The sequence below is a fragment of the Burkholderia sp. BCC0398 genome, from assembly GCF_902833245.1.
GTDB lineage: Bacteria > Pseudomonadota > Gammaproteobacteria > Burkholderiales > Burkholderiaceae > Burkholderia > Burkholderia sola.
In genome coordinates this window covers 277,152-303,900 of the sequence record NZ_CADFEM010000008.1, presented here as the reverse complement: position 1 = coordinate 303,900, position 26,749 = coordinate 277,152, and the positions used below count along the sequence as shown (strand labels likewise).

Annotated in this window: 20 protein-coding genes; 17 read left to right on the top strand and 3 right to left on the bottom strand. The window is 69.8% G+C overall.

The window, feature by feature from the left end:
* Nucleotides 1–2: 2 nt before the first annotated feature.
* The 3 genes from HWX76_RS19670 to HWX76_RS19660 all read left to right on the top strand — a co-directional run bounded on the left by HWX76_RS19670 (nucleotide 3) and on the right by HWX76_RS19660 (nucleotide 2,781).
* Nucleotides 3–1,130 (top strand): NAD(P)-dependent alcohol dehydrogenase, encoded by a 1,128-nt coding sequence (locus HWX76_RS19670; protein WP_050013951.1) that lies wholly within the window; start codon nucleotides 3–5, stop codon nucleotides 1,128–1,130.
* A gap of 161 nt (nucleotides 1,131–1,291) precedes the next feature.
* Entirely contained in the window at nucleotides 1,292–2,461 is a 1,170-nt protein-coding gene (locus HWX76_RS19665) for a helix-turn-helix domain-containing protein (protein ID WP_244137992.1), read from the top strand.
* A gap of 56 nt (nucleotides 2,462–2,517) precedes the next feature.
* A complete protein-coding gene (locus HWX76_RS19660) occupies nucleotides 2,518–2,781 on the top strand; it encodes an SDR family oxidoreductase (RefSeq protein ID WP_244137990.1) in 264 nt (87 codons plus the stop codon).
* A gap of 28 nt (nucleotides 2,782–2,809) precedes the next feature.
* Here the strand turns inward: HWX76_RS19660 and HWX76_RS19655 are convergent, their stop codons facing one another.
* Nucleotides 2,810–4,012, bottom strand: coding sequence for a sugar transporter (locus HWX76_RS19655; protein ID WP_176016214.1), 1,203 nt, complete (start codon nucleotides 4,010–4,012; stop codon nucleotides 2,810–2,812).
* Between the two features lie 202 nt (nucleotides 4,013–4,214).
* On the opposite strand from HWX76_RS19655, the gene HWX76_RS19650 reads away from it, so the two are divergent.
* The 5 genes from HWX76_RS19650 (at nucleotide 4,215) to HWX76_RS19630 (ending at nucleotide 9,657) form a co-directional block, all read left to right on the top strand.
* Nucleotides 4,215–4,889: an HAD family hydrolase gene (locus tag HWX76_RS19650; protein WP_050013954.1), complete on the top strand. Its 675-nt coding sequence runs from the start codon at nucleotides 4,215–4,217 to the stop codon at nucleotides 4,887–4,889.
* Between the two features lie 580 nt (nucleotides 4,890–5,469).
* Entirely contained in the window at nucleotides 5,470–6,432 is a 963-nt protein-coding gene (locus tag HWX76_RS19645) for a class I SAM-dependent methyltransferase (protein WP_089490476.1), read from the top strand.
* A 13-nt stretch (nucleotides 6,433–6,445) separates the two neighbouring features.
* A complete protein-coding gene (locus HWX76_RS19640) occupies nucleotides 6,446–7,540 on the top strand; it encodes a methyltransferase type 12 (protein ID WP_050013955.1) in 1,095 nt (364 codons plus the stop codon).
* Nucleotides 7,541–7,552: 12 nt separating this feature from the next.
* A complete protein-coding gene (locus HWX76_RS19635) occupies nucleotides 7,553–8,608 on the top strand; it encodes a Rieske 2Fe-2S domain-containing protein (protein WP_176016213.1) in 1,056 nt (351 codons plus the stop codon).
* Complete coding sequence (locus HWX76_RS19630; protein WP_176016212.1) at nucleotides 8,605–9,657, top strand: Rieske 2Fe-2S domain-containing protein; 1,053 nt, start codon at nucleotides 8,605–8,607, stop codon at nucleotides 9,655–9,657. The genes HWX76_RS19635 and HWX76_RS19630 overlap by 4 nt, the downstream gene beginning before the upstream one ends.
* A gap of 35 nt (nucleotides 9,658–9,692) precedes the next feature.
* On the opposite strand, the gene HWX76_RS19625 is transcribed toward HWX76_RS19630, so the two are convergent.
* On the bottom strand, nucleotides 9,693–10,400 hold the full coding sequence (locus HWX76_RS19625; RefSeq protein ID WP_176016211.1) for a succinate dehydrogenase/fumarate reductase iron-sulfur subunit: 708 nt from the start codon (nucleotides 10,398–10,400) through the stop codon (nucleotides 9,693–9,695).
* Between the two features lie 91 nt (nucleotides 10,401–10,491).
* Nucleotides 10,492–10,734 (bottom strand): DUF6566 family protein, encoded by a 243-nt coding sequence (locus tag HWX76_RS19620; protein ID WP_050013959.1) that lies wholly within the window; start codon nucleotides 10,732–10,734, stop codon nucleotides 10,492–10,494.
* A 177-nt stretch (nucleotides 10,735–10,911) separates the two neighbouring features.
* On the opposite strand from HWX76_RS19620, the gene HWX76_RS19615 reads away from it, so the two are divergent.
* From HWX76_RS19615 to glgX, 9 genes are all read left to right on the top strand, one after another.
* A complete protein-coding gene (locus tag HWX76_RS19615; protein ID WP_050013960.1) occupies nucleotides 10,912–11,607 on the top strand; it encodes an MgtC/SapB family protein in 696 nt (231 codons plus the stop codon).
* A complete protein-coding gene (locus tag HWX76_RS19610) occupies nucleotides 11,604–11,942 on the top strand; it encodes a hypothetical protein (protein ID WP_050013961.1) in 339 nt (112 codons plus the stop codon). The genes HWX76_RS19615 and HWX76_RS19610 overlap by 4 nt, the downstream gene beginning before the upstream one ends.
* A complete protein-coding gene (locus tag HWX76_RS19605; RefSeq protein WP_176016210.1) occupies nucleotides 11,939–14,137 on the top strand; it encodes a VTT domain-containing protein in 2,199 nt (732 codons plus the stop codon). Before HWX76_RS19610 ends, HWX76_RS19605 begins: the two co-directional genes overlap by 4 nt.
* The gene (locus HWX76_RS19600) at nucleotides 14,128–14,919 is read left to right on the top strand and encodes an endonuclease/exonuclease/phosphatase family protein (RefSeq protein WP_176016209.1); all 792 of its coding nucleotides are present in this window, start codon (nucleotides 14,128–14,130) and stop codon (nucleotides 14,917–14,919) included. Before HWX76_RS19605 ends, HWX76_RS19600 begins: the two co-directional genes overlap by 10 nt.
* Before the next feature lie 29 nt (nucleotides 14,920–14,948).
* On the top strand, nucleotides 14,949–15,437 hold the full coding sequence (locus HWX76_RS19595) for a phage protein NinX family protein (RefSeq protein WP_050013964.1): 489 nt from the start codon (nucleotides 14,949–14,951) through the stop codon (nucleotides 15,435–15,437).
* 149 nt (nucleotides 15,438–15,586) lie between these two features.
* The gene (locus tag HWX76_RS19590) at nucleotides 15,587–18,979 is read left to right on the top strand and encodes a maltotransferase domain-containing protein (RefSeq protein WP_176016208.1); all 3,393 of its coding nucleotides are present in this window, start codon (nucleotides 15,587–15,589) and stop codon (nucleotides 18,977–18,979) included.
* Nucleotides 18,979–22,389, top strand: a complete 3,411-nt coding sequence (treS, locus tag HWX76_RS19585) for a maltose alpha-D-glucosyltransferase (RefSeq protein WP_176016251.1) — start codon at nucleotides 18,979–18,981, stop codon at nucleotides 22,387–22,389. The genes HWX76_RS19590 and treS overlap by 1 nt, the downstream gene beginning before the upstream one ends.
* On the top strand, nucleotides 22,386–24,593 hold the full coding sequence (gene glgB, locus HWX76_RS19580; protein WP_176016207.1) for a 1,4-alpha-glucan branching protein GlgB: 2,208 nt from the start codon (nucleotides 22,386–22,388) through the stop codon (nucleotides 24,591–24,593). Before treS ends, glgB begins: the two co-directional genes overlap by 4 nt.
* A 33-nt stretch (nucleotides 24,594–24,626) precedes the next feature.
* Nucleotides 24,627–26,741, top strand: coding sequence for a glycogen debranching protein GlgX (gene glgX, locus HWX76_RS19575; protein WP_176016206.1), 2,115 nt, complete (start codon nucleotides 24,627–24,629; stop codon nucleotides 26,739–26,741).
* The last annotated feature ends 8 nt before the right edge of the window (nucleotides 26,742–26,749 follow it).

The following is a 26,749-nucleotide window of genomic DNA, read 5'->3' as shown; positions in this document are numbered from 1 at the left end:
ACATGTACACCGACAACGATACACGCGCCGTCACCGCGGCCGTCGCCCGCGCCGCCGGCGCACCCTTCTCGATCGAAGCGGCCCGCATCCGCGCGCCGCGCGGAGACGAGGTGCTCGTGCGCGTCGTCGCGACCGGCCTGTGCCATACCGACCTGATCGTGCGAGACCAGTACTACCCGGTGCCGCTGCCGGCCGTGCTCGGTCACGAAGGCGCCGGCGTGGTCGAGGCGGTCGGCCCGAACGTGAAGACGCTCGCCGCCGGCGATCACGTCGTGTTGACCTACGGCGCGTGCGGCCATTGCGCGTCGTGCGTCGGCGGTCACGGCGCGTATTGCCGGCAGTTCTTCGCGCTGAATTTCGGCGGCGCCGACGCCGACGGGCAGACGGCCATCCGCGACGAAGCCGGCCAACCGCTGCACGATCATTTCTTCGCGCAGTCGTCGTTCGCGAGCTATGCGCTCGCCCGCGAGAACAACGCGATCAAGGTGCCGAAGGACGCGCCGCTCGAACTGCTCGGCCCGCTCGGCTGCGGGATCCAGACCGGCGCGGGCGCGGTGATCAACTCGCTCGCGGTGCGCCCGGGCAGCAGCTTCGCGAGCTTCGGCGCCGGCGCCGTCGGCATGAGCGCCGTGATGGCCGCGCGCATCGCGGGCGCGACGACGATCATCGCGGTCGACATCGTGCCGTCGCGGCTCGCGCTGGCGCTGGAGCTCGGCGCGACGCACGCGATCAACAGCCGGGAAGTCGACGTGGCCGACGCGATCCGCGAGATCACCGGCGGCGGCGTCGACTACGCGCTCGAATCGACCGGGCTGCCGGCGGTGCTGTCGCAAGGAATCGACGCGCTCGGCTCGCGCGGCACGATGGGCGTGGTCGGCGCGCCGAAGTTGGGTACGAAAGCCGAATTCGACGTGAACAGCCTGCTGCTCGGCGGTCACACGATTCGCGGCATCGTCGAAGGCGACAGCGTGCCGCAGACGTTCATTCCGCAGCTCGTGCAGCTGTATCTGCAAGGGCGGTTTCCGTTCGACCGGCTGGTGAAGTTCTATCCGCTCGACCAGATCAACCAGGCGGCGGAAGACAGCAGCAAGGGGATCACGCTCAAGCCGATCCTGCGGTTGCCGCACTGAGCGCGCGGGCGCCCCACGTGCCGCCGACGCGTCGCGGCGGCACGTGGGGCGCCCTCGGGGAATGCCGCATTCCGGGCACCGCGCTATATTACGCATTCGCTCGACACGCCGGCGCGGCACGCGCGCCCGGACCTTCGACCCACATGGAGCGCAGCGTGAACATGGCCCCCGAATCCCCTGCACGACCGGTCGACCTCGACCGGCTCCGCGCCCGCTTCGCCGCGGGCGAGCCGCTGCCGGAAACGGCGTTGCCGGCCAGCGTCGCGCGCTCGTGGCTGCGCTCGCGCGACGCCGGGCTCCGGCCGTGGCAAACCGCCCGCTATGAAATGCAGCGCGAGCGCGACGAATCGCGCGCGGACCGCCGGCTCCATCGCTGCGTCGCGCAGGAAATCGAACCGCTGTGGGCCGCATTCGGCGGCACCGAATGGACGATCATGTGCGTCAATCCGCACGGCACGATCGTCCATGCGCGGCGCAGCCCGCAATGCGACGACGCGCTGCTGACGCCGATCGTCGCCGGGCGCAGGATCGTCGAGCCGAACATCGGCACGACCGCGCCGAGCTGCGTGATTCACGACGGCGCCGAAGCCGTCGTCGCGGGCGCGCAGCATTATCTCGACGAGTTGTCGCGGGTGTTCTGTCTCGCGGTGCCGCTGGTCGGCTTCGACGGCGAAGTGATCGGCGCGCTCGATATCACCGGCATCGGCAGGCGCAACGTCGCGCAACTGCGCGAACCGTTCCGGCACGCGTCGCTCGCCGCCGAGCAGCGGCTCTATGCGATGCTGCGCGACTGCCATCTGTTGCAGGTGCAATTCGATCCGCGCTGGCTCGGCACGCCGCTCGCCGGCGTCATCGCGCTCGACGAAGCGGGCCGCGTGCGCGCTGTGAGCCGCCTGGCACGCCAGATGCTCGACCTCGCACCTGCCGGGCCGGTGGCGCCGCATGATCTGCGGCAACTGCTTCCCGGCGCGACGCCCGCGCAGCAGCGTCGTTTGCTGACACCGGCGCGCACGCCGCAACGGATCGCGCGCGACGATGGTAGCCACGTATGGGTGCGCACCGTGCGCGCGCCGCTCGATCGCGCGGCCGCAACGCGCGACGCCGATGTGCTCGAAGACGCGGAGGACGTGTGCAACGCGGCGCCGGCGGGCCGCCCTCACGCCAACGCCAGCCTGCACGAACAATCGCTCGATGCGATCCGGCGCGCGCTCGACGAGCACGACGGCAACGTGTCGGCGGCCGCGCGGCAACTCGGCATTTCACGCACGACGCTGTACGCGAAACTTCGGCAGCGCGATGCGGCGGGGCTCGGGCACGACGGGTCGCGTTGACGATTCGGGGATAAGGTGGACCCGGTGGCGCTGAGTCACTGCGCGTCGCTATCGGGATGACGAAGACGGCTTCGATCGAATGGTTCAAACGCGGCGTGCGCGTCAACGCGCTGTGCCCGGGGCTGATCGATACGCCGTTCCATCATCGCGGCATCTGGCCGTCGGAGGAAGCACGGCTCGCCTTCGCCGAATCGACGCCGGCCGGCCGTTGGGCGTCCGCCGCCGAGATGGCGACGGTCGTCGCGTTCCTCGCGTCGGACGATGCCAGCTATGTGTCGGGGCACGCGCTCGTGGCCGACGGCGGCTATTCGATCGCGTGATGCACCGGCGGCGTGCCGGGCTGCGGCTTCAACGCGCGGGGGCCGCGACCGCCGCTTCCCGTTTCGCGTGCAGCCGCAACGCGGCCCACGCGACACCGGCCGCGAAGATTCCGACCACGCCGCCGAAGGTGCCGATCCACGGCAGCCCGAAGTCTCCCGCGATATGGTTGCCGAGCAGCGCGCCGGCGCCGATGCCGACGTTGTACAGCCCCGAGTAGATCGACACGGCCAGGTCGGTCGCGTCCGGCGCCAGCTTCAGCACCCATGCCTGCATCGCCAGCCCGAAACAGACGATCGCGCCGCCCCACACCAGCGTGTGCACGGACAGCGTGACGATGTTCAGCGCGCACGGGAACAGGATCAGCAGGCAGCCCGACAGCGCGACGATCGACGCCAGCAGGAAATCGTCGGGCCGGTGCGGGTAGACGCGATTGAAGCAGACCGCGGCCGGCAGCCCGGCGATGCCGAACAGGATCAGCACGTACGTGATCCGGCTGTTGCTCGCATGGTTGATGCTCTGTACGAACGGTTCGATGTACGTGTACGACGTGAAGTGCGCGGACACGACCAGCACGGTGATCGCATACAGCGCGACCAGCGCCGGCTTGCGCAGGAACACGCCGATGCTGCTCAGCGATCCGGCGCCCTGGCTCGGCAGCAGCGGCAACGTGGCCCGCAGCAACAGCAGCGTGACGCCCGCCGAGCCCGCGATGATCAGGAACGTGACGCGCCAGCCGAACGCCTCGCCGATCACGCGGCCGAGCGGAATCCCGGCGACCATCGCGATCGCCGAGCCCATCGCGATCAGGCTGAGCGCACGGCTCTTGCGGTCGCTCGGCGCGAGCCGCACCGCGAGCGGGATCGAAATCGACCAGAACACCGCGTGTGCGCACGCGATGCCGAGCCGGCCGATCATCAGCACCGTGAAATTCCACGCGACGCCGGTCACGACATGGCTGCCGATGAACACCAGCAGCGCCACGCTCAACAGCTTGCGGCGCTCGACGTGGCGCGTGACGAACGTCAGCGGCAGCGACACGACCGCGACGGCCCACGCGTAGATCGTCAGCATCAGGCCGACGGCGGTCGGCTGCATCTGCAGGCTGTCGCCGATCGCGCTCAGCAGCGCGACGGGCACGAATTCGGTGGTATTGAAGATGAAGGCGGAAAGCGCGAGGGCCAGAACGCCCCACCACGATTGTTCGGAACTGACGGCGTCGGGGGTTGCCATACGGGGATTCGACGAAGGTTGGGCGCGCGCGGGCGGCCCGCCCGGCGCATCGGCGCGATTGTACCAGCGCCGTTCGACACGCCGCCGCCGCGCGCGGCGCGTGCGGCGCGGGACATGGCGGTGACACGGCCGTGCGTCGATAATGTGACGAATTGGGTTTTGCCGACGATTTGCCCGAATGCCATCGGGCCAGGAGATTCACATGCGCATTGAAACGTCATTTCTGTTCGATCTCGACGGCACGCTCGTCGACAGCGTCTATCAGCACGTCCTCGCGTGGAAGGAAGCGCTCGATGCCGAAGGCATCGAACTGTCGGTGTGGCGCATCCACCGCAAGATCGGGATGAGCGGCGGCCTGTTCCTGAATCAGCTGTTGCGCGAGACGGACGGCGACATCGACGCCGACCGTGTCGAGCGGCTCGCGCGGCTGCACGCGGCCGCGTACCAGCGGCTGCGCGCGCAGGTCCGGCCGCTGCCGGGCGCGCGCGAGTTGCTGGCCGCGCTGTCGAACGCCGGCATTCGCTGGGCGATCGCGACCAGCGGGCGGATGGAAACCGCGGCGATCAATCTCGAGGCGCTCGGCGTCGATCCGGCGAAGAACGTGGTCGTCACGCGCGATCAGGTGAAGTATGCGAAGCCGGACCCCGACCTGTTCCTGACCGCCGCCGCGAAGCTGAACGTGCCGATCGAGCATACGGTGGTGGTTGGCGACAGCATCTGGGACATGCTCGCCGCGAGCCGCTGCCGCGCACTGGGGGTCGGGCTGCTGGCCGGCGGGTACGGCAGCGACGAGCTGGAGCGCGCGGGTGCGCTGCGCGTGTACGACGATCCGGCGGATCTGCTGTGGCATCTCGACGAGATTGCCGCACGGCCGTAGGCGCCGGCGGGGCGCGCCGGGCCGCGTCCGGCCGGGCAGCCGCACGCGCACGTTCGCGGCGCCACTGCCCCGTTTCGATTCATCGAATCAAAACAATCCAAATCGCCATTGACGATCGCGATTTAAATATTTTTTACCGATGCCCGTTTTCCCGTCTTTTTAAAACAGACGGGAAGATTCTTGAAAAAACGAATCGCCTCTCATATAACGAATACACTTCGCTTCCGGTTCACGATCGCAGTATCCGAATCGTGAAAACGCAAGCGGCATACGGAGCCGAACCGGCCAGCCGGCGCAACCCCGCGTCGCCAGACGTCCCGCGCATGATATGGGGCCTGCATCGCGATACTGCGTCACCGCGCCCTTTCCGCCATTTATTCGGGGCCCTATAAATGCGCACGGATCTTTCGCCTTCATAACGCTTCGACAGAAGCATTACATCGATTCATTCAATCGCACGATCGCACGTGTCGGGCGCGGAGCATTTTCGCGCCGGCGTTTCGTGAAGGCGTGCGCTCCCGCTCGATCGGCGGGCATTGTTTTGTCCGGTTTGACGGAAATGGACGACGCGAGGATTTCGATGAATCAGATCAGCGAACAGCCAATCGCCGACATGCGCGCGCCGCACCTGGCGCCCGCGCTGCCTATCCGCGTGCTGCACGGCGAAACGGTGAGCGACTACGAGCAGAAAGTGCAGGCGACCTACGCCGGCAGTCCGGACGACTGGCGCAAGGCGATCGGCGAGTACCTGTTGTTCCAGTTCGGCGTCTACGACGATCCGCGCTCCGCGCCGCCGATCTCGCTCGATGAATCGGGCATTCGCTACTTCGAACGCCAGCTTCGCCTCGCCGGCTTCGACGATCCCGTTCCCGCACGCGTCGAGCGCATTCTCGACATCGGCTGCGGCTGGGGCTACATCCTCAAGTATCTGGCCGGCCGCTTCCCCGGCTGCATGCGCCTCGACGGTATCAACGTCAGTCGCGAGCAACTCGAGTACTGCGCACGCTTTCATGCGCAGCACGGGCTCGCGGAACGCATCAACCTGTATCAGTGCAACGCGCAGGACGTCGATCGACTGCCCGATCCCGCGACGCCGTACGATCTCGCGATCATTCGCGGCGTGATCTCGCATTTCCCGAACGCGCTGTACGAAAAAGCCATGCGCGCACTGCATGCGCGCGTGCGCGGCGGCGGGTCGGTGATCATCTCCGATAATCTGTACAACGTCGCACTCAACGAATACGAGTCCGACACGCCGGACGAGATCGACCGGATCGCGTGCAAGCACCGGAAGACGCCCGACTATTTCAGGCAGGTGCTGATCGACGCCGGGTTCGCGATCCGCGACATGCGCGTGCTGCCGTCGAACATCGACGTGGCGCGCTGGCTGATGGACGCCAAGGCCAACATCGACCGCCATTTCCCGCACCGCGCACCAGACACGCTGGAAGAATTGCGCGTGCTCGCCGAAAACTGGTCCGTCGCGCTGATCAAGAACAAGGTGTCGACCTACAGCATCGTCGCGGTCAAACCGGACGCGTAACCCGGAGATCCGCATGCAAGCATCCGGAACGCCGCACGCCGACAGCGCCCCGCCGAGCGCGACGCATACGCTGGTGCTGCCGCTGCCGCGGCTCTCGCTGCCCGTTGCCCGGCACCCGCGGCACGCAGCGATCGAGCAGCAGCTCGCGATCGACGACTATCCGACCATCCTGCGGCACTATCGCAGCGACGCGGCGGCACGCCGTTTTCTCGCGCAGCGCATTCCCGCATATGGCAGCCTGTGCTACCCGAATGCGCGGCCTGATCGCGTGTACACGATTCATCGCATGATGAACGTCACGACGCTGATGGACGACGCGTTCACGCATCTGGCGCGCACCGGCGACCAGGCGGGGCTCGACACGTTGCGTGATCATTTTCTGGCGGCCGTCGACGGCACGCCGCCGCCGGCCGATGTGCCCGCCGCGCGACTGCTGCACGACACGCTGCGCTTGATGCGCACCCGGTGCGACGCGCGCCCGGCCTTCTGGCAGCGCTTCGTCGAATGCATCCGCGACCAGATCCGTACGCAGGCCGATCCGACGGCGACCGACGCATCGCGCCTGTCGCTCGACGACTATCTGGCGTTTCGCCGCGTCGAGGGCTTCGGCCACTGGATCACGCTGCTCACCGAATACGCGCTCGACATCGACATGGAGCAGCGCCTCGCGCAACACGCGGCGCTGGCCGACGCACGGGACAGGACGATCGATTCGGTGATCCTCGTCAACGACCTGTTTTCGTTTCGCAAGGAACGCTCCGCGCACGAGCGATTCAATGCCGTCTGGATCCTGATGCGCGTCGAGCAGTTGAACGTGCAGGCGGCGCTCGACCGGCTCGCGGCACTCTGCACGTCGAACGAGGGCCGCCTGATCGACGCGCGCGAAGCGGTCGCGACCGGCGCGCTGGCGGACGACCCCGACGCGCAGGCCTACGTGACGGAGCTGGGCTACATGAGCGCGGGCAACGCGGAATTTCACGCGTTCAGCACCCGCTACCACGGCGACGATCTCGGCGGCGGCCGCTTCGCCGGCGGCGAAGTCGCGATGACGCCACTGCCGACGCTCGAGGAAATCGCGGCGGCGGACCGGCATGCTTCGCCCCGATGACTGGAGACGCGCATGCACGCATCGATCCCTGTTGTGCCCGAACCCGCGGCCGCTTCCCGACATCGCTATCCGGACGGCTGGTTCGCGCTGGCCTACAGCCGCGACGTCAAACGCGGCGCACTCGTCGTCACGCGCTTCATGGGCGAGGACGTCGTGCTGTATCGAACGGCATCCGGCCTGATTCGCGCGGTCGCGCCGCATTGCCCGCATCTCGGCGCGCATCTCGGGCATGGCGGCGTCGTGCGCGACGAGGAGATCGTGTGCCCGTTCCATCACCTCGCGTTCGCGCCAGACGGCACCTGCGTGCGCGCCGGGCGCGACGGCAAGCCACCCGCCGCCACGCTGCGGCAGCACCACGTGCTCGAATGGAACGGCGTCGTGCTCGCATGGCAGGACCGTACGGGCGCGCCGCCGTCGTGGTCGCTGCCCGAACTGGACCTCGCGGGCTATTCGCGGCCGCGCGGCCAGTGCCACACGCTGAACGGAAGCCTGCAGAATCCGGCCGAGAACGGCGTCGACGTCAACCATTTCAGCCCCGTGCACGGGTGGTCGAATCCGGTGCTCGAGCCGCCGCAAGCCGATGGCCACCGGATGACGATGCGCTCGACGCTCGTGCTGCTCGGCCAACGGCTGTTGCTGGATATCACGATGCACGGCCTGGGCTGCATGGCCGCGCGCATGGAACTGCCGGACCTCGGGCTGCATGCGCGGGTCGTGCTGTTCCCGACGCAGATCGAACCCGATCGGTGGACCTGCCGTGAATTCGTGGCGCTGCGCGTCGAACGCGCGTCGGCGTGGCCGTCGCCGCTGCGCCGGGCCGTGCACGAGATACTGGCGAGCGCCGCGTACCGGTTGTGGTTCGTGCCGCAATTCAAGCGCGACCTGCGCATCTGGGATCACCGCGACTACGACGCGCGCCCGACGTTGATGGCGGGCGAGATGCCGATCATGACGTTCCGGCGCTGGGCCGCGCAGTTCTACCCGGCTTCCGGCGGCGACGCGCCTGACGGACAACGCGACGCCGTGCCGGCGGCTGTCGCGCACGCCGATCGGGAATTCGCGCGATGAACGCCGTGCCAATGCAGGAGCGCGCGATGCATGCAACCGGCCCCTTCGACGAAACCGCGCCGCTGCCCTATCCGGACGGATGGTTCGCGCTGTGTTTCAGCCGCGAGTTGAAGCGCGGCACCGTGCTCACGACGCCTTTCATGGGACGCGATGTCGTGCTGTACCGGACGGCATCCGGCGTCGCGTGTGCGGTCGACGCGTATTGCCCGCACCAGGGCGCGCATCTGGGCCACGGCGGCGTGGTCGACGGCGAGCAGATCGTCTGTCCGTTCCATCACTACGCGTATGGCCCCGACGGCCGGCGCACCACCGCCGGCTGCACGAAGGGCGGGCAGGCGCTGACGCTTCGCACCCGGCATGTACGCGAATGGAACGGCTTCGTGTTCGTGTGGCAGAACGCCGACGGCCTCGTGCCGACGTGGGAACTGCCGGAAGTCGACATGACCGGCTTCTCGGCGCCCGTCGGTCAGGCTTTCACGCTGCGCGGCGTGATGCAGAACCTGCCCGAAAACGGCTACGACCTCGAACACTTTGGCGCGCTGCATCGCTGGAAGGACATGAAGCCGCATGCGCCCGTGATCGATGGCCCGCGCATTTCGATGCAGGTGGACATGGCATGGAAGAACATCAAATGGAGCACGCTGATCGGCGTTCATGGGCTCGGCTGCGTGTCGTCCGACCATGAAATGAAGGCGATCGGCCTCGAAGCGAAGATCTTCGCGTGCGGCGTACAGATCGCGCCGCTGCGCTGGACCTTCCGGGACGGCATCTCGTTCCGCTTTTCGTGGCTGTCGCGGTGGCCGGCGCCGTTGCAGCGAATCGTCTACGCCGCGCTCGGCCGGTTGCTGCATCGACTGTGGCTGGTGCCGGTGTTCAAGGAAGACATCATGGTGTGGAGCCATCGCGACTACACGGGCTACGGGACACCGGTCGCAGGCGACGGGCCGTATCCGGTGTTTCAGCGATGGGCGCGGCAGTTCTATCCGGGCGAGGGTCGCGCAGCGGCGCAACGGCGTGCCGCGCATGTGGACGCGTTCGTCGAGAAATAGCGGGAGCCGGCGGTTCCGCTTCGGGACGCTTTGCGCTAAACCGTCCGCCTAACCAGCATCGTCCGGATCTCCGAAATCGCCTTCGTCGGATTCAGCCCCTTCGGGCACACGTCCGTGCAGTTCATGATCGTCCGGCAGCGGAACAGCCGGTACGGATCCTCCAGATCGTCCAGCCGCTCCGCCGTCGCCAGATCGCGCGAATCGGCGATGAACCGGTACGCCTGCAGCAGCCCGGCCGGCCCGACGAACTTGTCCGGGTTCCACCAGTAGCTCGGGCACGACGTCGAACAGCACGCGCACAGAATGCATTCGTACAGCCCGTCGAGCTGATCGCGCTCTTCCGGCGATTGCAGCCGCTCGCGCGCGGGCGGCGTCGTGTCGTTGATCAGGTATGGCCGGATCGAGTGGTACTGGTTGAAGAAGTCGGTCATGTCGACGATCAAATCGCGTACCACCGGCAGCCCCGGCAACGGCCGCAGCACGATCTCGCGCGGCAGCGTCTGCATGTTGGTCAGGCACGCTAGGCCGTTCTTGCCGTTGATGTTCATCGCGTCGGACCCGCAGATCCCCTCGCGGCAGGAACGGCGATACGCGAGCGTCTCGTCGTCGCGTTTCACGCGGCCGAGCACGTCGAGCAGCATGCGGTCGTCCGGATTCACGTCGATCTCGTAGCGCTGCAGGTACGGCTGCGCGTCGCGATCGGGGTCGTAGCGGTAGATATGCAGGGTACGCGGATCGCCCATCGGTTCCTCCCGGCGCGGGCCGGCATGGGTGGGTTGACGAGATGCTGCGGGGCGGCTGTCGCGGCCTGCGGCGCCGCAAGCGCCATGCCGGTCAGTCGTCGTCCACGCGCTTGTCGACCAGATAGCGGCCGCGCTCGAGCCCCGCGCGCAGCGCCTCCACCTCGGTCAGCCATTCGGGGGCGACGGCCTCCGGTACCATCAACTCGATGCGCGCACCGTTGACGTACACCTGTACCTCGTCGCGCCATGCGCCGCGCTCGTTGGGTCTTGCCCATACCAGGATTTCGTGGCCGCGATACGGGTCCCGAACCTGTGCGTCCTGTTGATGTGCCACGGTGGCCTCCTGTCTTATCTGCGATGGCGATGAAAAAAATGCGCGCCGCATGATCGCCGTGCGCGCCGCCGGCCTCGTGCGCACGCGCCGTGCCCGGCCGGCACGCTGCTTGCGTCCCTTTTCCGCATTGAACTATTACCGCCCCCGCCTCGCGCAGGGCCGGATGGGATGCACATCATGATCGGCCACCTCGAATTGCTGGGACGCCTGCTGCTGGCCGCGCTGCTCGGCAGCGTGATCGGGCTCGAACGCGAACGCCTGAACTGGGCCGCCGGGCTGCGCACGCACATGCTCGTATGCGTGGGCTCCGCGCTCGTGATGCTGGTGTCGACGTTCGGCTTCGAGGACGTGCGCGGGCTGAACGGCGTCGTGGTCGATCCGTCGCGGGTCGCCGCGCAGGTCGTGTCCGGCATCGGCTTTCTCGGCGCGGGCTCGATCCTGCTGCGCGGCGAAGTGGTGCGCGGGCTGACGACGGCCGCGAGCCTGTGGGCGGTGGCCGGCGTCGGGCTCGCCGCGGGCGGCGGCATGGTGGTTGCGTCGGTCGGCGCGACGGCGATCGTGCTCGCGATCCTCGCGGGCGTGAAGCCGCTCGAGCGCCGCTTCATCGCGCAGCGCCAGCAGCGCACGCTGCTGCTCGTGGCGGAACGCGGCGGCCTGACGCTCGGCACGCTGCACGAGGCGCTCGGCCCCGGCCGCGTGCGCGTGAAACGGTTCATCGTCCAGCAGTCGGACGACGATCCGGACACCGACGACATCTCCGTCTCGTTCTCGCGCACGAGCGGGCCGGAATTCGCGGCGATCTGCGAAACGCTGCAAAACATCGCGTGCGTACGGACCTGTCAACCCGACACCTCGTCAAGGAGTTTCGTGTGACCCAGACCGACCTGCTCTCCTATCTCGTGACGAGCCAGCTCGCTGCCCGCATGCGCGGCGGCGCGTGGCTCACGACCAGCCAGCTGGTCGGCGCGTTGCGCGCGTGGCTCGCGTGCCGGCACGCCGACTGCGAGTGGCTCGACCGGATCAGGATCGCGCATGCGTCGGCGACGATCGCGCAGGAGATCTACGACATCGCGATCACGCACGGCGACCCGCAGAGCGGCGAACGCGTGCGGCTCGACGCGCATTCGCCGGAATTGCAGGCGCTGCGCGCGCGCTGCGACGCGCTGTTGCAGCGGATCGACGGCGACCGGGACGTCGGCGCACGATGATCGTGGCGGACCGCGTGACCCGCGCCGACGACCGGCGCGTCGACCCCGCGCCGGCGAACGCCCCTTCGCGGCACGGCCTGCTCGAACGCGGGCGCAACTGCGACACGATCCGCCACGCGGACCGCTTCGCGATGCTGGTCGACGGCGACGCGTACTTCTCGACGCTGCGCGCCGCGCTGCTGCGCGCGCGCCATACGGTGTTCATCGTCGGCTGGGACGTGGACAGCCGGATGCGGCTCGCGCCGGGCGGCGCCGACGACACGTTGCCCGATACGCTCGCGGCCTTCCTGCACGCGCTCGCGTCCGCCCGCCACAATCTGCGCATCTACGTGCTCGCGTGGGATTTCGCGATGATCTACGCGCTGGAGCGCGACTGGCCGCCCGTGTATCGGGCTGGCTGGCGCGCGCATCGCGGCATCCGGTTCCGGCTCGACGATGTGCACCCGCGCGGCGCGTCGCATCACCAGAAGCTGGTCGTAATCGACGACCGGCTCGCGTTCGTCGGCGGCCTCGACCTGACGCGCGCCCGCTGGGACACGCCCGCGCATGCGGCCGACGACCCGCGCCGCCGCGACGAGCACGGCATGCCGTACGGGCCGTTCCACGACGTGCACGCGATGTTCGACGGCGACGCGGCCGCCGCGATCGGCGAACAGGCACGTGCCCGCTGGCTGCAGGCGTGCGGGCGTCCGATCGCGATCCGCGCGCAGCGGCATCTCGACCGGCCCGACGACCCCGATCCGTGGCCGCCCGACGCGCGCGTCGACGTACGCGACGTGCGGCTCGGCATCGCGTATACGGCGCCGCGTCACGGCGGCCGCGAGCCGGTCACCCAGGTGCGCGCGCTCGTCGAGGACACGATCCGCGCCGCGCAGCGGCACCTGTATGTCGAGAACCAGTACTTCACCGCGGCGGTGGTGCGCGAAGCGTTGTCCGCGCGCCTCGCCGACGCGCACGGGCCGGACGTGACGGTCGTCGCGCCGCGCGTGCAGAGCGGCTGGCTGCAGGAAGCGACGATGGGCGTGCTGCGCGCGCGGCTGCACGCGACGCTCGCGTCGGCCGACCGCTTCGACCGCTACCGGCTGCTGTATCCGCACGTCGACGGGCTCGGCGACGGGTGCGTGAACGTGCACAGCAAGGTCGCGATCGTCGACGACGAATGCATCGTGATCGGCAGCGCGAACCTCAATAACCGCTCGATGGTGCTCGACACCGAATGCTGCATCGCGCTGGTCGCGGCCGGCGATGCCCGCGTTCGCGCGGCGATCGCCGGCATGCGCGAGCGGCTGCTGGCCGAGCACCTCGGTACGACGCCCGCGGCGGTGGCCGACGCGTTCGTGGGCGGAGAACGGCCGAACATCGTGCTCGACCGGCTGCGCGCGAAACAGAGCCGCACGCTGCGCACGCTCGACCCGGCCGTGTCGCCGCAGTTCGAGGCGCTCGTGCCGGTCAGCGCGCGGCTCGATCCCGAGCAGCCGATCGAGCCGGACCGGTTCGTCCGCGAATTCGTGCCGCACGAGCAGCATCGCTCGCTCACCGCGCGCTTTTTCGTGCTGGGCGCGGTGGTGCTCGCGATCGCCGCGCTCGCGCTCGCGTGGCGCTTCACGCCGCTGGGCGCGCACCTGAACGTCGCGTCGCTGTCGCACGCGGTGGCCGGCATCGCGCGGCTGCCGGGCGCGCCGGTGCTGCTGCTCGCGGCCTACGTGATTGCCGCGACCTTCGCGGTGCCGATCACGCTGCTGATCGCCGCGACGGGGCTCGTGTTCGGCGCGTGGCCGGGCTTCGCGTATGCGGGCGTCGGCTCGATGGCGGCCGCCGCCGCGACCTACGCGCTCGGCCGCTGGCTCGGGCGCGACGCGGTGCGCCGGCTCGCCGGCGCGCGCGCGAACCGGCTGAGCGAGCACATCGGCCGGCGCGGCGTGGTCGCGATGGCCGTGCTGCGGCTGCTGCCGATCGCGCCGTTCACCGTCGTGAATCTCGTCGCCGGCGCATCGCACATCGGGCTGCGCGACTACCTGATCGGCACCGCGCTCGGGATGCTGCCCGGCATCGTGCTGACCGTCACGTTCGCGCATCAGCTGACCGCCGCGCTCAGCCATCCGGAGCCCGGCGCGTTCGCATGGCTCGCGGCGATCGGCCTCGCGCTGGTCGGCGTGTCGATCCTGCTCGTGAGGGTGCTGCGACGATGGCGCTGAGCCAAGACCCGGCCCCGCCGCCGCACGTCGTCACCGCCGACGCGGCGCCCGCCGCCGCGCCGGGCGGGCGCGACCTGCGGATCGCGACCTACAACATTCACGGCGGCTACGGCGCGTGGCCGGCGCGCGCGGTCGACCGGATCGCGGCCGTGATCGACGAACTCGACGCGGACGTGATCGCGCTGCAGGAAGTGCCGCTCGGCGGCACGCGTGTGCCGGACGTGCTCGCGCACCTGCGCGACGCGACCGGCATGCACGCGGTGGCCGGCCCGACGATCGATACGCCGGAGCGCCGCTACGGCAACGCGGTGCTGTCGCGCTGCCCGATCCGCGCGGCGCGCACGCTCGACCTGTCGTTCCACCCGCGCGAGCCGCGCGGCGCGCTCGACGCCGACATCGATTGCAGCGCGGGCCCGATCCGCGTGGTCGCGACGCATCTCGGGCTGTCGGCGAGCGAACGCAGCGCGCAGGTGCAGCGGCTGCTCGCGGCGTTCGACACGGGCGCGATGCCGGTGGTCCTGCTCGGCGACATCAACGAATGGTTCGTGCGCGGCCGCGCGCTGCAGGCGCTCGTCACGCGGTTCCGGCGCGCGCCGGCGCCGCGCACGTTCCCGACCGTGTGGCCGATGTTCTCGCTGGACCGGATCTGGATTCATCCGGGCGAGCTGCTGGTCGACGTGGTCGTGCATCGCAGCGCGCGGGCGCGGCACGCGTCCGACCACTATCCGCTGGTGGCCCGGATGCGCGCGACGCCGGCGACGGGCACGGCGCTTGCGCGATGAGCCGTTTTTCGATCCGACGGAGGCAGCTCATGCGAATCGACGCACTCGACGGAAAGGATCTCGATTACTGGTGCGCACGCGCGTTGTGCGCCGATGACGAAGACACGCTGCGCTTCACGGCCGTCGCGCCGACCGTCGTCGTGACGGCCGCGTGCGACGCGTTCCGGCATCTCGACGCGCCGTTCGCGCCGTCGGCATCGTGGGCCGACGCGGGCGCGGTGCTCGATCGCGTGGAGGACCTGCGGATCGCCCGCCACGGCGACGACGTCGAATGCGACGCGACCTTCGTCGACGGCCCGTCGACCTGCGGCGCGCGCGGCCGCGATGCGCGCGTGGCGCTGCTGCGCGCGTTCGTGCGCGCGCGCTTCGGCGACGAGGTAGACGAGCCGCCGTCGTTCCCGCACCGGATCGAACACGGCAAGGTGGTGCGGTATGACCCCGGCGTGCCGATTCCAACTTCGGACGACGATGCGGCGACGGGGGACAGTTCGGACATCCGCTCGGTGCCACGCATGTAGACCATGCGCGAGTCCGGCGGTCATGTAAAAACGACAGGCCCTTTCAGGCCGGCTTTCCGCACACGCCGTGCCCGCAGGGAATCGCGCAGCAGGCACGCAGATTGCGACGCACCGGCTTTACCGCTCGCGCCACCCGCTCACGCCACGCCATGGACTCCACACCGCCGTTCGCTCCGCACCTCTACTTCTGCGACGCCCGCCTCGTCGGACCGCTCGACGCCTGGCCGCAGACCTTCGCGCATATCGCGGGAATGGGCTTCGATCACGTGCTGGTCGGTGCGTTCTGGGCCGCGAGCGTCGCCGGCTTTCCGCGCCACGTCGCCGACTTCCGGCGGCCGGCCCAGTCGTTCGCGACACGCGCGAGCGCGCTCGAAACCTTCTCGCGCCTCGCGCACCTGGCGAAGGGTCATGGGCTGCGCGTGCTGCTCGAAGTCGTCCCCGATCGCATCGCGCGCGAGAACCCGCTGCGCGCCGAGCATCCGGACTGGTACGTCGAGCGCGCGTACGACGACGCGTTGATCGACCCGCGCGGCGCCGCGCATGCGCTCGACATCGCGCATGCGAACCCCGGCGACGAAGCGGTGCGCGACGCGCTGTCGGCATGGTGGTGCGCGCATCTCGCGACGTTCGCCGACGCGGGCGCGGCCGGCTTCCTGATCGACGCGCCGCATCATCTGCCGGCCGACTGGTGGCCCGGCTGGCGCGCGGCGCTGCGCCGGGCGCGCCCGGACGTCGCGGTGCTCGCGGGCGTACCCGGCCATGCGCGCGACGCGCTCGCGCAGCTCGAAGCGGCCGGGTTCGACGCGGTGTTTTCATCGGTGCGCTGGTGGGACCTGCGCGCGCCGTGGTTCGCGGACGAACACCGGCTGCTGCGACGCATCGGCGCGCCGATCGCGTTTCCCGATGCGCCCGACGGCCCGCGTCTCGCCGACGACTGGCCAGACGCGCCGGACGACACCGTCGCCCGCGCGTATCGCCGCGCGCTGTGGACAGCGGCGGCCGTCGGCACCGGCTGGCTCGTGCCGATGGGTTTCGAGCGCGGCGTGACGGTGCCGCTGATGGCGCGCGACGCGGATGCCGCGCGCTACCGCGCCGCATTCGAGCACGCCCGTTTCGACCTGTCGGGCGCGCTCGCCGATGCGAACGCATGGCGCCGCGCGACGCCCGTCGCCGCGGCGCGCGGCGAGATCGTGCAACTGAGCGCGCCGGGCGCGGGCGCGACCGCGCTGCTGCGCGGCACCGGGCCGTCGCTCGAACACGACGACGCGGCATTGCTGATCGCATTGAATCCCGATCTCGACGCACCCGCCACGGTCGACCCCGCGACGATCCTGCCCGGCGTGCCGGGCGGCTTCACGCGCGTCGCCACGCAGGCCGGCGCGCACACGCAGCCGCCGGCCGCGCTCGAGTCGTTCACGCTCGCGCCCGGCGCGTATGCGTTGCTGCATGCATGGCGCGCGCCGCCCGTCACGACGCGCGCCGATGCCGCCCGCGAGCGCACCGCACTGTCGGCGGCGCTCGCGGCCGACCGGATCGCGATCGAGCGCGTCGAACCGTCGGTCGACGACGGCCGCTTCGCGATCAAGCGCGTGATCGGCGAGCCGCTCGTCGTGAGCGCATCGATCTTCGCCGACGGGCACGCGCATCTGGCGGCCGTGCTGCAGTGGCGCGCCGCGGGCGACGACGAATGGCGCGAAGTGCCGTTCGAAGCCGAGCCGAACGATCGCTGGCACGCGTGCGTCACGCTCGATCGGCTCGGTCGCCATGAATTCCGCGTGGTCGCATGGCGCGACGACTGGGCGTCGCTCGTCACCGACATCGCGAAGAAGCGCGCGGCCGGCCAGGACGTGACGCTGGAGGTGCGCGAAGCGCAACTGCTGCTCGCGACCGCGCTGAAGCTCGCCGAGCCGGCCGACCCGCGCGCGGTCACGCGGATGAAACAGTTCGTCGCGGAACTCAAGGACGCGTCGCCCGACGACCGCCTCGCGCTGATCGGCGGGCCCGCGCTCGCCGATGCATTCGCGGCGCTGCGCTACCGCCCGTTCGTCACGCACGACGCGACGATCTACCCGGTCGACGTCGAACGCCGCAAGGCGCGCTTCTCGAGCTGGTACGAGATGTTTCCGCGCTCGGCCAGCGACGATCCGCACCGGCACGGCACGTTCGACGACGTGATCGCGCATTTGCCGCGCATCCGCGACATGGGTTTCGACGTGCTGTATTTCCCGCCGATCCACCCGATCGGCACGTCCGCGCGCAAGGGCCGCAACAACAGCCTGACCGCCGGCCCCGACGACGTCGGCAGCCCGTACGCGATCGGCTCGCCCGACGGTGGCCACACGGCCGTGCATCCGCAGCTCGGCACGCTCGACTCGTTCCGTGTGCTGGTCGACGCCGCGCGCGGGCACGGGCTCGAGATCGCGCTCGATTTCGCGATCCAGTGCTCGCCCGATCACCCGTGGCTCGCCGCGCATCCCGGCTGGTTCGCGTGGCGGCCCGACGGCTCGCTGCGCTTCGCGGAAAATCCGCCGAAGCGCTACCAGGACATCGTGAACCCCGATTTCTACGCGCCGGACGCGCTGCCCGACCTGTGGCTCGCGCTGCGCGACGCGGTGCTGTTCTGGGTCGATGCGGGCGTGCGGATCTTCCGCGTCGACAACCCGCACACGAAGCCGCTGCCGTTCTGGGCGTGGATGATCGACGACGTGCGCGGCCGGCATCCGGACGTCGTGTTCCTGTCCGAAGCGTTCACGCGGCCGGGGATGATGTATCGCCTCGCGAAAGTCGGCTTCTCGCAGTCGTACACGTACTTCACGTGGCGCGAGTCGAAGCGCGACTTCATCGACTACTTGACCGAGCTGACGGCCGGGCCCGCGCGCGAATTCTTCCGGCCGAACTTCTTCGTCAACACGCCCGACATCAACCCGCGCCACCTGCAAAACGCGCCGCGCTCGCAGTTCGTGATCCGCGCGGCGCTCGCGGCGACGCTGGCCGGCTCGTGGGGCCTGTACTCGGGCTTCGAGCTCGGCGAATCGGCGCCGCTGCCGGACAGCGAGGAATACGCGGATGCCGAGAAATACGAGCTGCGCGCGCGCGACTGGAGCAAGGCCGCGCATATCGGCACGGAAATCGCGCGGCTGAACCGCGCGCGCCGCGATCACCCCGCACTGCAGACGCATCTCGGTCTCACGTTCGTCGACGCCGACAACGACTCGGTGCTCGTGTTCATGAAGGCGACGCCCGCGTTCGACAGCGTGGTAATCGTCGCGATCAGTCTCGACCCGTGGCATCCGCAGGCCGCGAACTTCACGCTCGATGCGGCGCTGTGGCGCGGCCTCGGGCTGGCCGACGGCGAACCGCTCGATGCGCTCGAACAGGACGCCGCGCACGCGCAAACCTGGCGCGGCCATCGCCAGTACGTGTCGCTCGATCCGCACGTGCGGCCGTACGCAATCTGGCGGCTCGCGCCGTCTCCGGGCGCCGCGCGGGCGGCCGCGCCCGAACCGGATCCCGCCCGCCGCCCTTCGGGAGCGCATGCATGATGAAACGCGAAGATTCCCTCGACGACGTGCGCCGCGCGCAATTCCCGTCGCTCGCGCCGGCCGGCACGCCGCGCCGGCGCCGCGCGCGCCGCCGCGAACCCGCGCTCTGTGCGGACGATCCGCTGTGGTACAAGGACGCGATCATCTACCAGGTGCACGTGAAGTCGTTCTTCGACTCGAACAACGACGGCATCGGCGATTTCCCCGGCCTGATCGCGAAGCTCGACTACATCGCCGAACTTGGCGTCGACACGATCTGGCTGCTGCCGTTCTATCCGTCGCCGCGCCGCGACGACGGCTACGACATCGCCGACTACCGCGACGTGCATCCCGACTACGGCACGCTGGCCGACGTGCGGCGCTTCATCCGCGAAGCGCATGCGCGCGGCATTCGCGTGATCGCCGAGCTCGTGATCAACCACACGTCGGACCAGCACCCGTGGTTCCAGCGCGCGCGCCGCGCGAAGCCGGGCTCCGCGCATCGCGACTACTACGTGTGGTCCGACACCGACACGAAATACGCGGGCACGCGGATCATCTTTCTGGATACCGAAACGTCGAACTGGACGCACGATCCGGTGGCCGGCCAGTACTACTGGCACCGCTTCTATTCGCACCAGCCGGACCTGAACTTCGACAACCCGGCCGTCGTGCGCGAGGTGATCCAGGTGATGCGCTTCTGGCTCGATCTCGGCATCGACGGGCTGCGGCTCGACGCGGTGCCGTACCTGGTCGAGCGCGAAGGCACCAACAACGAGAACCTGCCGGAGACGCACGCGATCCTGAAGCGGATCCGCGCGACGATCGACGCCGAGTATCCGAACCGGATGCTGCTCGCGGAAGCTAACCAGTGGCCGGAAGACGTGCAGGAATACTTCGGCAACGAGGACGAATGCCACATGGCGTTCCACTTCCCGCTGATGCCGCGCATCTACATGTCGATCGCAAGCGAGGATCGCTTCCCGATCCTCGACATCATGCGGCAGACGCCGGCGCTCGCGCCGAGCAACCAGTGGGCGGTGTTCCTGCGCAACCACGACGAGCTGACGCTCGAGATGGTCACCGATTCGGAACGCGACCTGCTGTGGCAAACCTATGCGAGCGACCGCCGCGCGCGGCTGAACCTCGGCATCCGGCGCCGGCTCGCGCCGCTGATGGAGCGCGACCGGCGCCGCATCGAGCTGATCAATTCGCTGCTGCTGTCGATGCCCGGCACGCCGGTGATCTACTACGGCGACGAGCTCGGGATGGGCGACAACATCCACCTCGGCGATCGCGACGGCGTGCGCACGCCGATGCAGTGGTCGTCGGACCGCAACGGCGGCTTCTCGCGCGCCGATCCCGAACTGCTGGTGCTGCCGCCGGTGATGGGCTCGCTGTACGGCTATGACGCGATCAACGTCGAGGCGCAGACGCGCGACCCGCATTCGCTGCTGAACTGGACGCGGCGCATCCTCGCGACGCGCCGCGCGTCGCAGGCGTTCGGGCGCGGCACGATCCGCTTCCTGCGCCCGGACAACCGCAAGGTGCTCGCGTACCTGCGCGAGCTGGACGGCCACGAGCCGGTGCTGTGCGTCGCGAACCTGTCGCGCGCGTCGCAGGCCGTCGAACTCGACCTGTCCGAATTCGCGGGCCGCGTGCCGATCGAGATGACGTCCGATTCGCCGTTCCCGCCGATCGGCCAGCTCCCGTATCTCCTCACCTTCCCGCCGTACGGGTTCCTGTGGTTCGTGCTCGCCGAGCATGGCCGCGAGCCGTCGTGGCGGCAGCCGCATGCGGAGCCGCTGCCCGAATACGTGACGCTCGTGATGCGGCGCGGCGATACGCGGCCGGACGTCTCGCAACTGCATGCGCTCGCGCACGACGCGCTCGCGTCGTGGCTCGCGCGGCGGCGCTGGTTCGCATCGAAGGATCGCAAGATCGGCGACGCGTGGCTGAACGTCGTCACCCCGATTCCGGACGAGCCGTTCCAGTACGCGGAGGCGTGGGTGTCCGCAAGCGACGGCCGCGTCGAACGCTACGTGGTGCCGCTCGCGGCCGCGTGGGGCGGCGAGACGTCCCATCCGCTGTTCGCGCAACTGGCGCTCGCGCGCGTGCGGCGCGGCCATACGGTCGGCTACCTGACCGACGCGTTCGCGCTGCCGGCGTTCGCGCGCGGCATGCTGCGCAAGCTGCGCGACGGCGCGACGGTGGCGATGTCCGACGGCGGCCGGCTCACCTTTCTGCCGGAAGACGCGCTCGCCGGGCTCGACCCGGGCGACGACGCGGAAGTGCGCTGGCTCGCGGCCGAGCAGAGCAACAGCTCGCTCGTGATCGGCGACGCGATCGTGCTGAAGCTGGTGCGCAAGGTCGCGCACGGCATTCATCCGGAAGCCGAAATGAGCCGGCACCTGACGCGCATCGGCTATGCGAACACCGCGACGCTGGCCGGCGAAGTCGTGCACGTCGATCCGGACGGCACGCCGCATACGGTCGCGATCCTGCAGCGCTATGTCGACAACCAGGGCGACGCGTGGACGCGTTCGTTCGATTTCCTGCGGCGCGCGATCGACGAGCTCGCGCTGCCGGCCGCTGACGAAGGCGAGGCCGCCGAAACGGACGAGGAGCCCGACGCGCTGCTCGGCTACGCGGCGTTCGCGGGCATCATCGGCACGCGGCTCGGCCAGTTGCACGTGGCGCTCGCGCAGCCGTCCGACGATCCGGCGTTCGCGCCGGAGCGCGCGACGCCCGATCACGTCGACGGCTGGTGCGTGGACGCGATCGCGTCGTTCGAGCGCGCGCTCGACGTGCTGCGCACGCGGCTCGAGGCGCTCGATCCGGCCACCCGTGCGTCGGCCGACGCGCTGCTCGCGTCGCGCGACGCGGCCGTCGAGGCGCTCGGCGAACTCGTGCCGCGCACGCTCGACGCGCAATGCACGCGGATTCACGGCGATTTCCATCTGGGCCAGGTGCTCGACGTGCAGGGCGACGCGCTGCTGATCGACTTCGAAGGCGAACCGGCGCGCGCGCTCGAACGGCGTCGCGCGAAATCGCATCCGCTGCGCGACGTGGCCGGCCTGCTGCGCTCGCTGTCGTACGTGAGCGCGACCGCGCAGTTCGCGATCGAAAAAGCGCCGCCGCAGGCGGCCGGCCGCAAGCGCGCGCTGTTCGACCGCTTCGGGCAGGCCGCGGCCGACCGCTTCGTCGAATGCTATCGCGCGGCCGCCGACCACGCGCCCGCGCGCTTCGTCGATCCGCACTACGCGGACCGCCTGCTGGCGCTGTTCCTGATCGACAAGGCGTCGTACGAGCTGTGCTACGAAGCCTCGAACCGGCCCGACTGGCTGAGCGTGCCGGTCGGCGGGCTCGCGGCGCTGGTCGACCGGCTGCTCGGCGACGGCGTGCTGCCCGACGACGGAGGACACCCATGACCGACATGCTGTTCGAACGCGCCGATATCGATGCGCTGCTCGCCGGCCGCCACCCCGACCCGTTCGCGTGCCTCGGCCCGCACGAACAGGCTGACCAGGTCGTCGTGCGGGCACTGCTGCCCGGCGCCGAGCGCGTGCGTGCGCTGTCGCCGGACGGCGCCGAACTCGGCGCGCTCGCGTGCGTCGATCGCGCCGGCTGCTTCGCGGGGACGATCGCGCGCGACGGCGGCTCGCCACACTATTTGCTCGCGATCGACTGGCCGAACGCGCATCAGGTGACCGACGACGCATACGCGTTCGGCACGCTGCTCGACGAAGCGGCGCTCGCGCGCTTCTCGGCCGGCGACCCGGAAGCCGTGCTCGACTGCCTCGGCGCGACACCGGTGCGCATCGACGATACCGACGGCGTGCGTTTCGCGGTGTGGGCGCCGAACGCGCAGCGCGTATCGGTGGTCGGCGATTTCAATGCATGGGACGGGCGCCGCCATCCGATGCGGCTGCGGCGACCGTCCGGCGTGTGGGAGCTGTTCGTGCCGGGCATCGGCCCGGGCGAACGCTACAAGTACGAACTGCGCGCACCCGACGGGCGCGTGCTGCCGCACAAGGCCGATCCGTGCGCGCGGGCGACCGAGGCGCCGCCGCGCACGGCGTCGGTGGTCGCGGACGTCGCGGCGCTCCACGCGTTCGCGTGGCACGACGACGGCTGGATGCACGCGCGGCCGCGCAACGATCGCTACCGCGTGCCGTGGTCGATCTACGAGGTGCATCCGGAATCGTGGCTGCGCATCCCCGAACAGATGGAACGCAGCGCGACGTGGGACGAACTCGCCGAGCGCCTGATTCCGTACGTGAAGGGGATGGGCTTCACGCACGTCGAGTTCATGCCGATCGCCGAATACCCGTTCGGCGGCTCGTGGGGCTACCAGCCGCTCGCGCAGTTCGCGCCGTCCGCGCGCTTCGGGCCGGTCGACGGCTTCGCGCGCTTCGTCGATCGCGCGCACGCGGCCGGCATCGGCGTGCTCGTCGACTGGGTGCCCGCGCATTTTCCGAACGATGCGCACGGGCTCGCGCAATTCGACGGCAGCGCGCTGTACGAGCATGCCGATCCGCGCGAGGGGATGCATCCCGACTGGAACACCTGCGTGTTCAACGTCGGGCGCACCGAGGTCAGCGCGTTCCTGGTCGCATCGGCGCTCGCGTGGGCGCGCCGCTATCACGTCGACGGCATCCGCGTCGACGCGGTCGCGTCGATGCTGTACCGCGACTATTCGCGCAAGGCAGGCGAATGGGTGCCGAACGTGTACGGCGGCCGCGAGAACCTCGAATCGGTCGCGTTCCTGCGCCGGCTGAACGACACGCTGCACGGCGACGCCGCGCCGGCCGGCGTCGTCACCGTCGCGGAGGAATCGACCGCGTGGCCGGGCGTCACCGCGCCGACCGCCGACGGCGGGCTCGGCTTCGACTTCAAGTGGAACATGGGCTGGATGCACGACACGCTCGCGTATCTGCACGAAGACCCGATCCACCGCCGCTATCACCACGACCGGATGACGTTCGGGCTCGTATACGCGTTCTCCGAACGCTTCGTGCTGCCGCTGTCGCACGACGAGGTCGTGCACGGCAAGGGCTCGCTCGTCGCGAAGATGCCCGGCGACGCGTGGCAGCGGCTCGCGACGCTGCGCGCGTATTTCGGCTTCATGTGGGCGCATCCCGGCAAGAAGCTGCTGTTCATGGGCAGCGAATTCGCGCAATGGGCGGAGTTCGCGCACGATGCGACGCCGCATTGGGACTTGCTCGACGCGCCCGCGCATCGCGGCGTGCAGCGGCTGGTGCGGGATCTCAATCGCGCGTATGCGGCCGAACCGGCGCTGCATGCGCTCGACTGCCACGCGGCCGGGTTCTCCTGGCTGATCGGCGACGACCGCGACAACAGCGTGTTCGCGTTCGCGCGCCGTGACGATGCGGGGCATCTGGTCGTCGCCGTCTGCAACTTCACGCCCGTGCCGCGCGCCGGTTATCGGCTCGGGCTGCCCGCGCCCGGTCATTGGCGGGAACTGATGAATACCGATGCCGCGTCGTACGGCGGCACCAACGCCGGCAACGACGGCGCCGTATGGGCCGAGGCCGTGCCCGCGCACGGCGAGGCGTGGTCGGCGAGCTTGCGCCTGCCGCCTCTCGCCACGCTGTGGTTGACCCCCGCCTGATCACTCACCTCCCCGACACGGAGATCAACCCCCATGCCGACCGCCCTGCCCGACCGTCTCGAACCCGGCCGCAGCTATCCGCTCGGCGCAACCTGGGACGGCCTCGGGACCAACTTCGCGGTGTTTTCCGCGCACGCGCACCGGATTCAGCTGTGCGTGTTCGATCCGACCGGCCGCAAGGAACTCGCGCGCCTCGATCTGCCCGAATGCACCGACGAGGTGTGGCACGGCTATCTGCCGAACGCGCATCCGGGCACCGTGTACGGGTTCCGCGCGGACGGCCCGTACCAGCCGCAGCACGGCCACCGCTTCAATCCGACCAAGCTGCTGCTCGACCCGTACGCGCGCAAGCTGGTCGGCCAGTTCCGCTGGTCGGACGCGCTGTTCGGCTATCGCGTGCATTCGAACCGGGCCGACCTGTCGATGGACCGCCGCGATTCGGCGCCCGCGATGCCGAAAGCCGTGGTCGTCGACGAAGCGTTCGACTGGAGCACCGACCGCCGACCGAACGTGCCGTGGCGCAGCACCGTGATCTACGAGACCCACGTGCGCGGCGCGTCGATGCGCCGCGCCGGGCTGCGCCCGCCGGAGCGCGGCACGTTCGCGTCGCTCGCGCATCCGGCGTTCGTCGATCACCTGCTGTCGATCGGCGTGACGACGGTCGAGCTGCTGCCGATCCATGCGTTCCTGCAGCAGCGCGAGCTCGTGAAACGCGGGCTGCGCAACTACTGGGGCTACGACACGGCCGCGTTCTTCGCGCCGGAGCCGTCGTATCTGACGACGCGGCGGCTCGACGAAATGCGCATCGCGGTGCGCCAGTTGCACGCGGCCGGCATCGAAGTCGTGCTCGACGTCGTCTACAACCACACGTGCGAAGGCAACCAGCTCGGGCCCACGCTGTCGTGGCGCGGCCTCGACAACGCGAGCTATTACCGGCTGCTGCCCGACGATCCGCGTTACCACGTCGACGAAACCGGCTGCGGCAACACGCTGAACCTGTCGCATCCGCGCGTCGTGCAGATGGTGATGGATTCGCTGCGCTACTGGGCGACCGCGTTCAACGTCGACGGCTTCCGCTTCGATCTCGGCGTGACGCTCGGCCGCGAGGATCACGGCTTCGAACCCGGCGCGGGATTCTTCGACGCGTTGCGGCAGGACCCGGTGCTCGCGCAGCGCAAGCTGATCACCGAGCCGTGGGATCTCGGCCCCGGCGGCTATCAGCTCGGCCGCCACCCGCCCGGCTTCGCCGAATGGAACGACCGGTTTCGCGACACCGTGCGGCGCTTCTGGCGCGGCGACGCGGGGCAGCGCCCGGAACTGGCCGCGCGCCTGTCGGGCTCGGCCGACCTGTTCAATCACGCGCGGCGCCGCACGTGGGCGTCGGTCAATTTCGTCACCGCGCACGACGGCTTCACGCTGGCCGACCTCGTGTCGTATGCGGGCAAGCACAACGACGCGAACGGCGAGGACAACCGCGACGGCCGCGACGACAACTGCAGCGCGAACTGGGGCGTCGAAGGGCCGACCGACGACGCGAAGATCCGCGACGTGCGCTCGCGCGTCGCGCGCTCGATGCTCGCGACGCTGTTTACCGCGCTCGGCACGCCGATGCTCGTGGCCGGCGACGAATTCGGCCGCACGCAGCGCGGCAACAACAACGCGTATTGCCAGGATAACGAACTGTCGTGGCTCGACTGGGACCTGGCGCACAGCGACGAAGGCGTACAGACGACGCGCTTCGTGTCGCGGCTCGCCGCGCTGCGGCGCATGTATCCGGTGATGTCGTCGCCGCGCTATCCGAACGGCGACCGCGACGGCGCGCCCGGCATGCGCGAGATCGGCTGGTTCGACGAACGCGGCGACGCGCTGACCGTCCCCGCGTGGGAAGACGGCGAACGCCGCGCGCTGACGATGCGGCGCGTCGGCACCGGCCGCACCGGACGCACCGAGGCGTTGCTCGTGATGCTGAACGCATCGGCCGAGACCATCACGTTCCTGCCGCCCGCGCCCGTGCTCGATTACCGGATCCTGCTCGACACCGCGACGCCCGACTCGGGCCCGCGCTCGTGGCCGGACGCCGGGCTCGACGTCGCCGCGCATGCGGCCGTGATCGCGGTCGCGGCCGTGCCACCCGACCTGTCTTCGTGAGGAGCCGC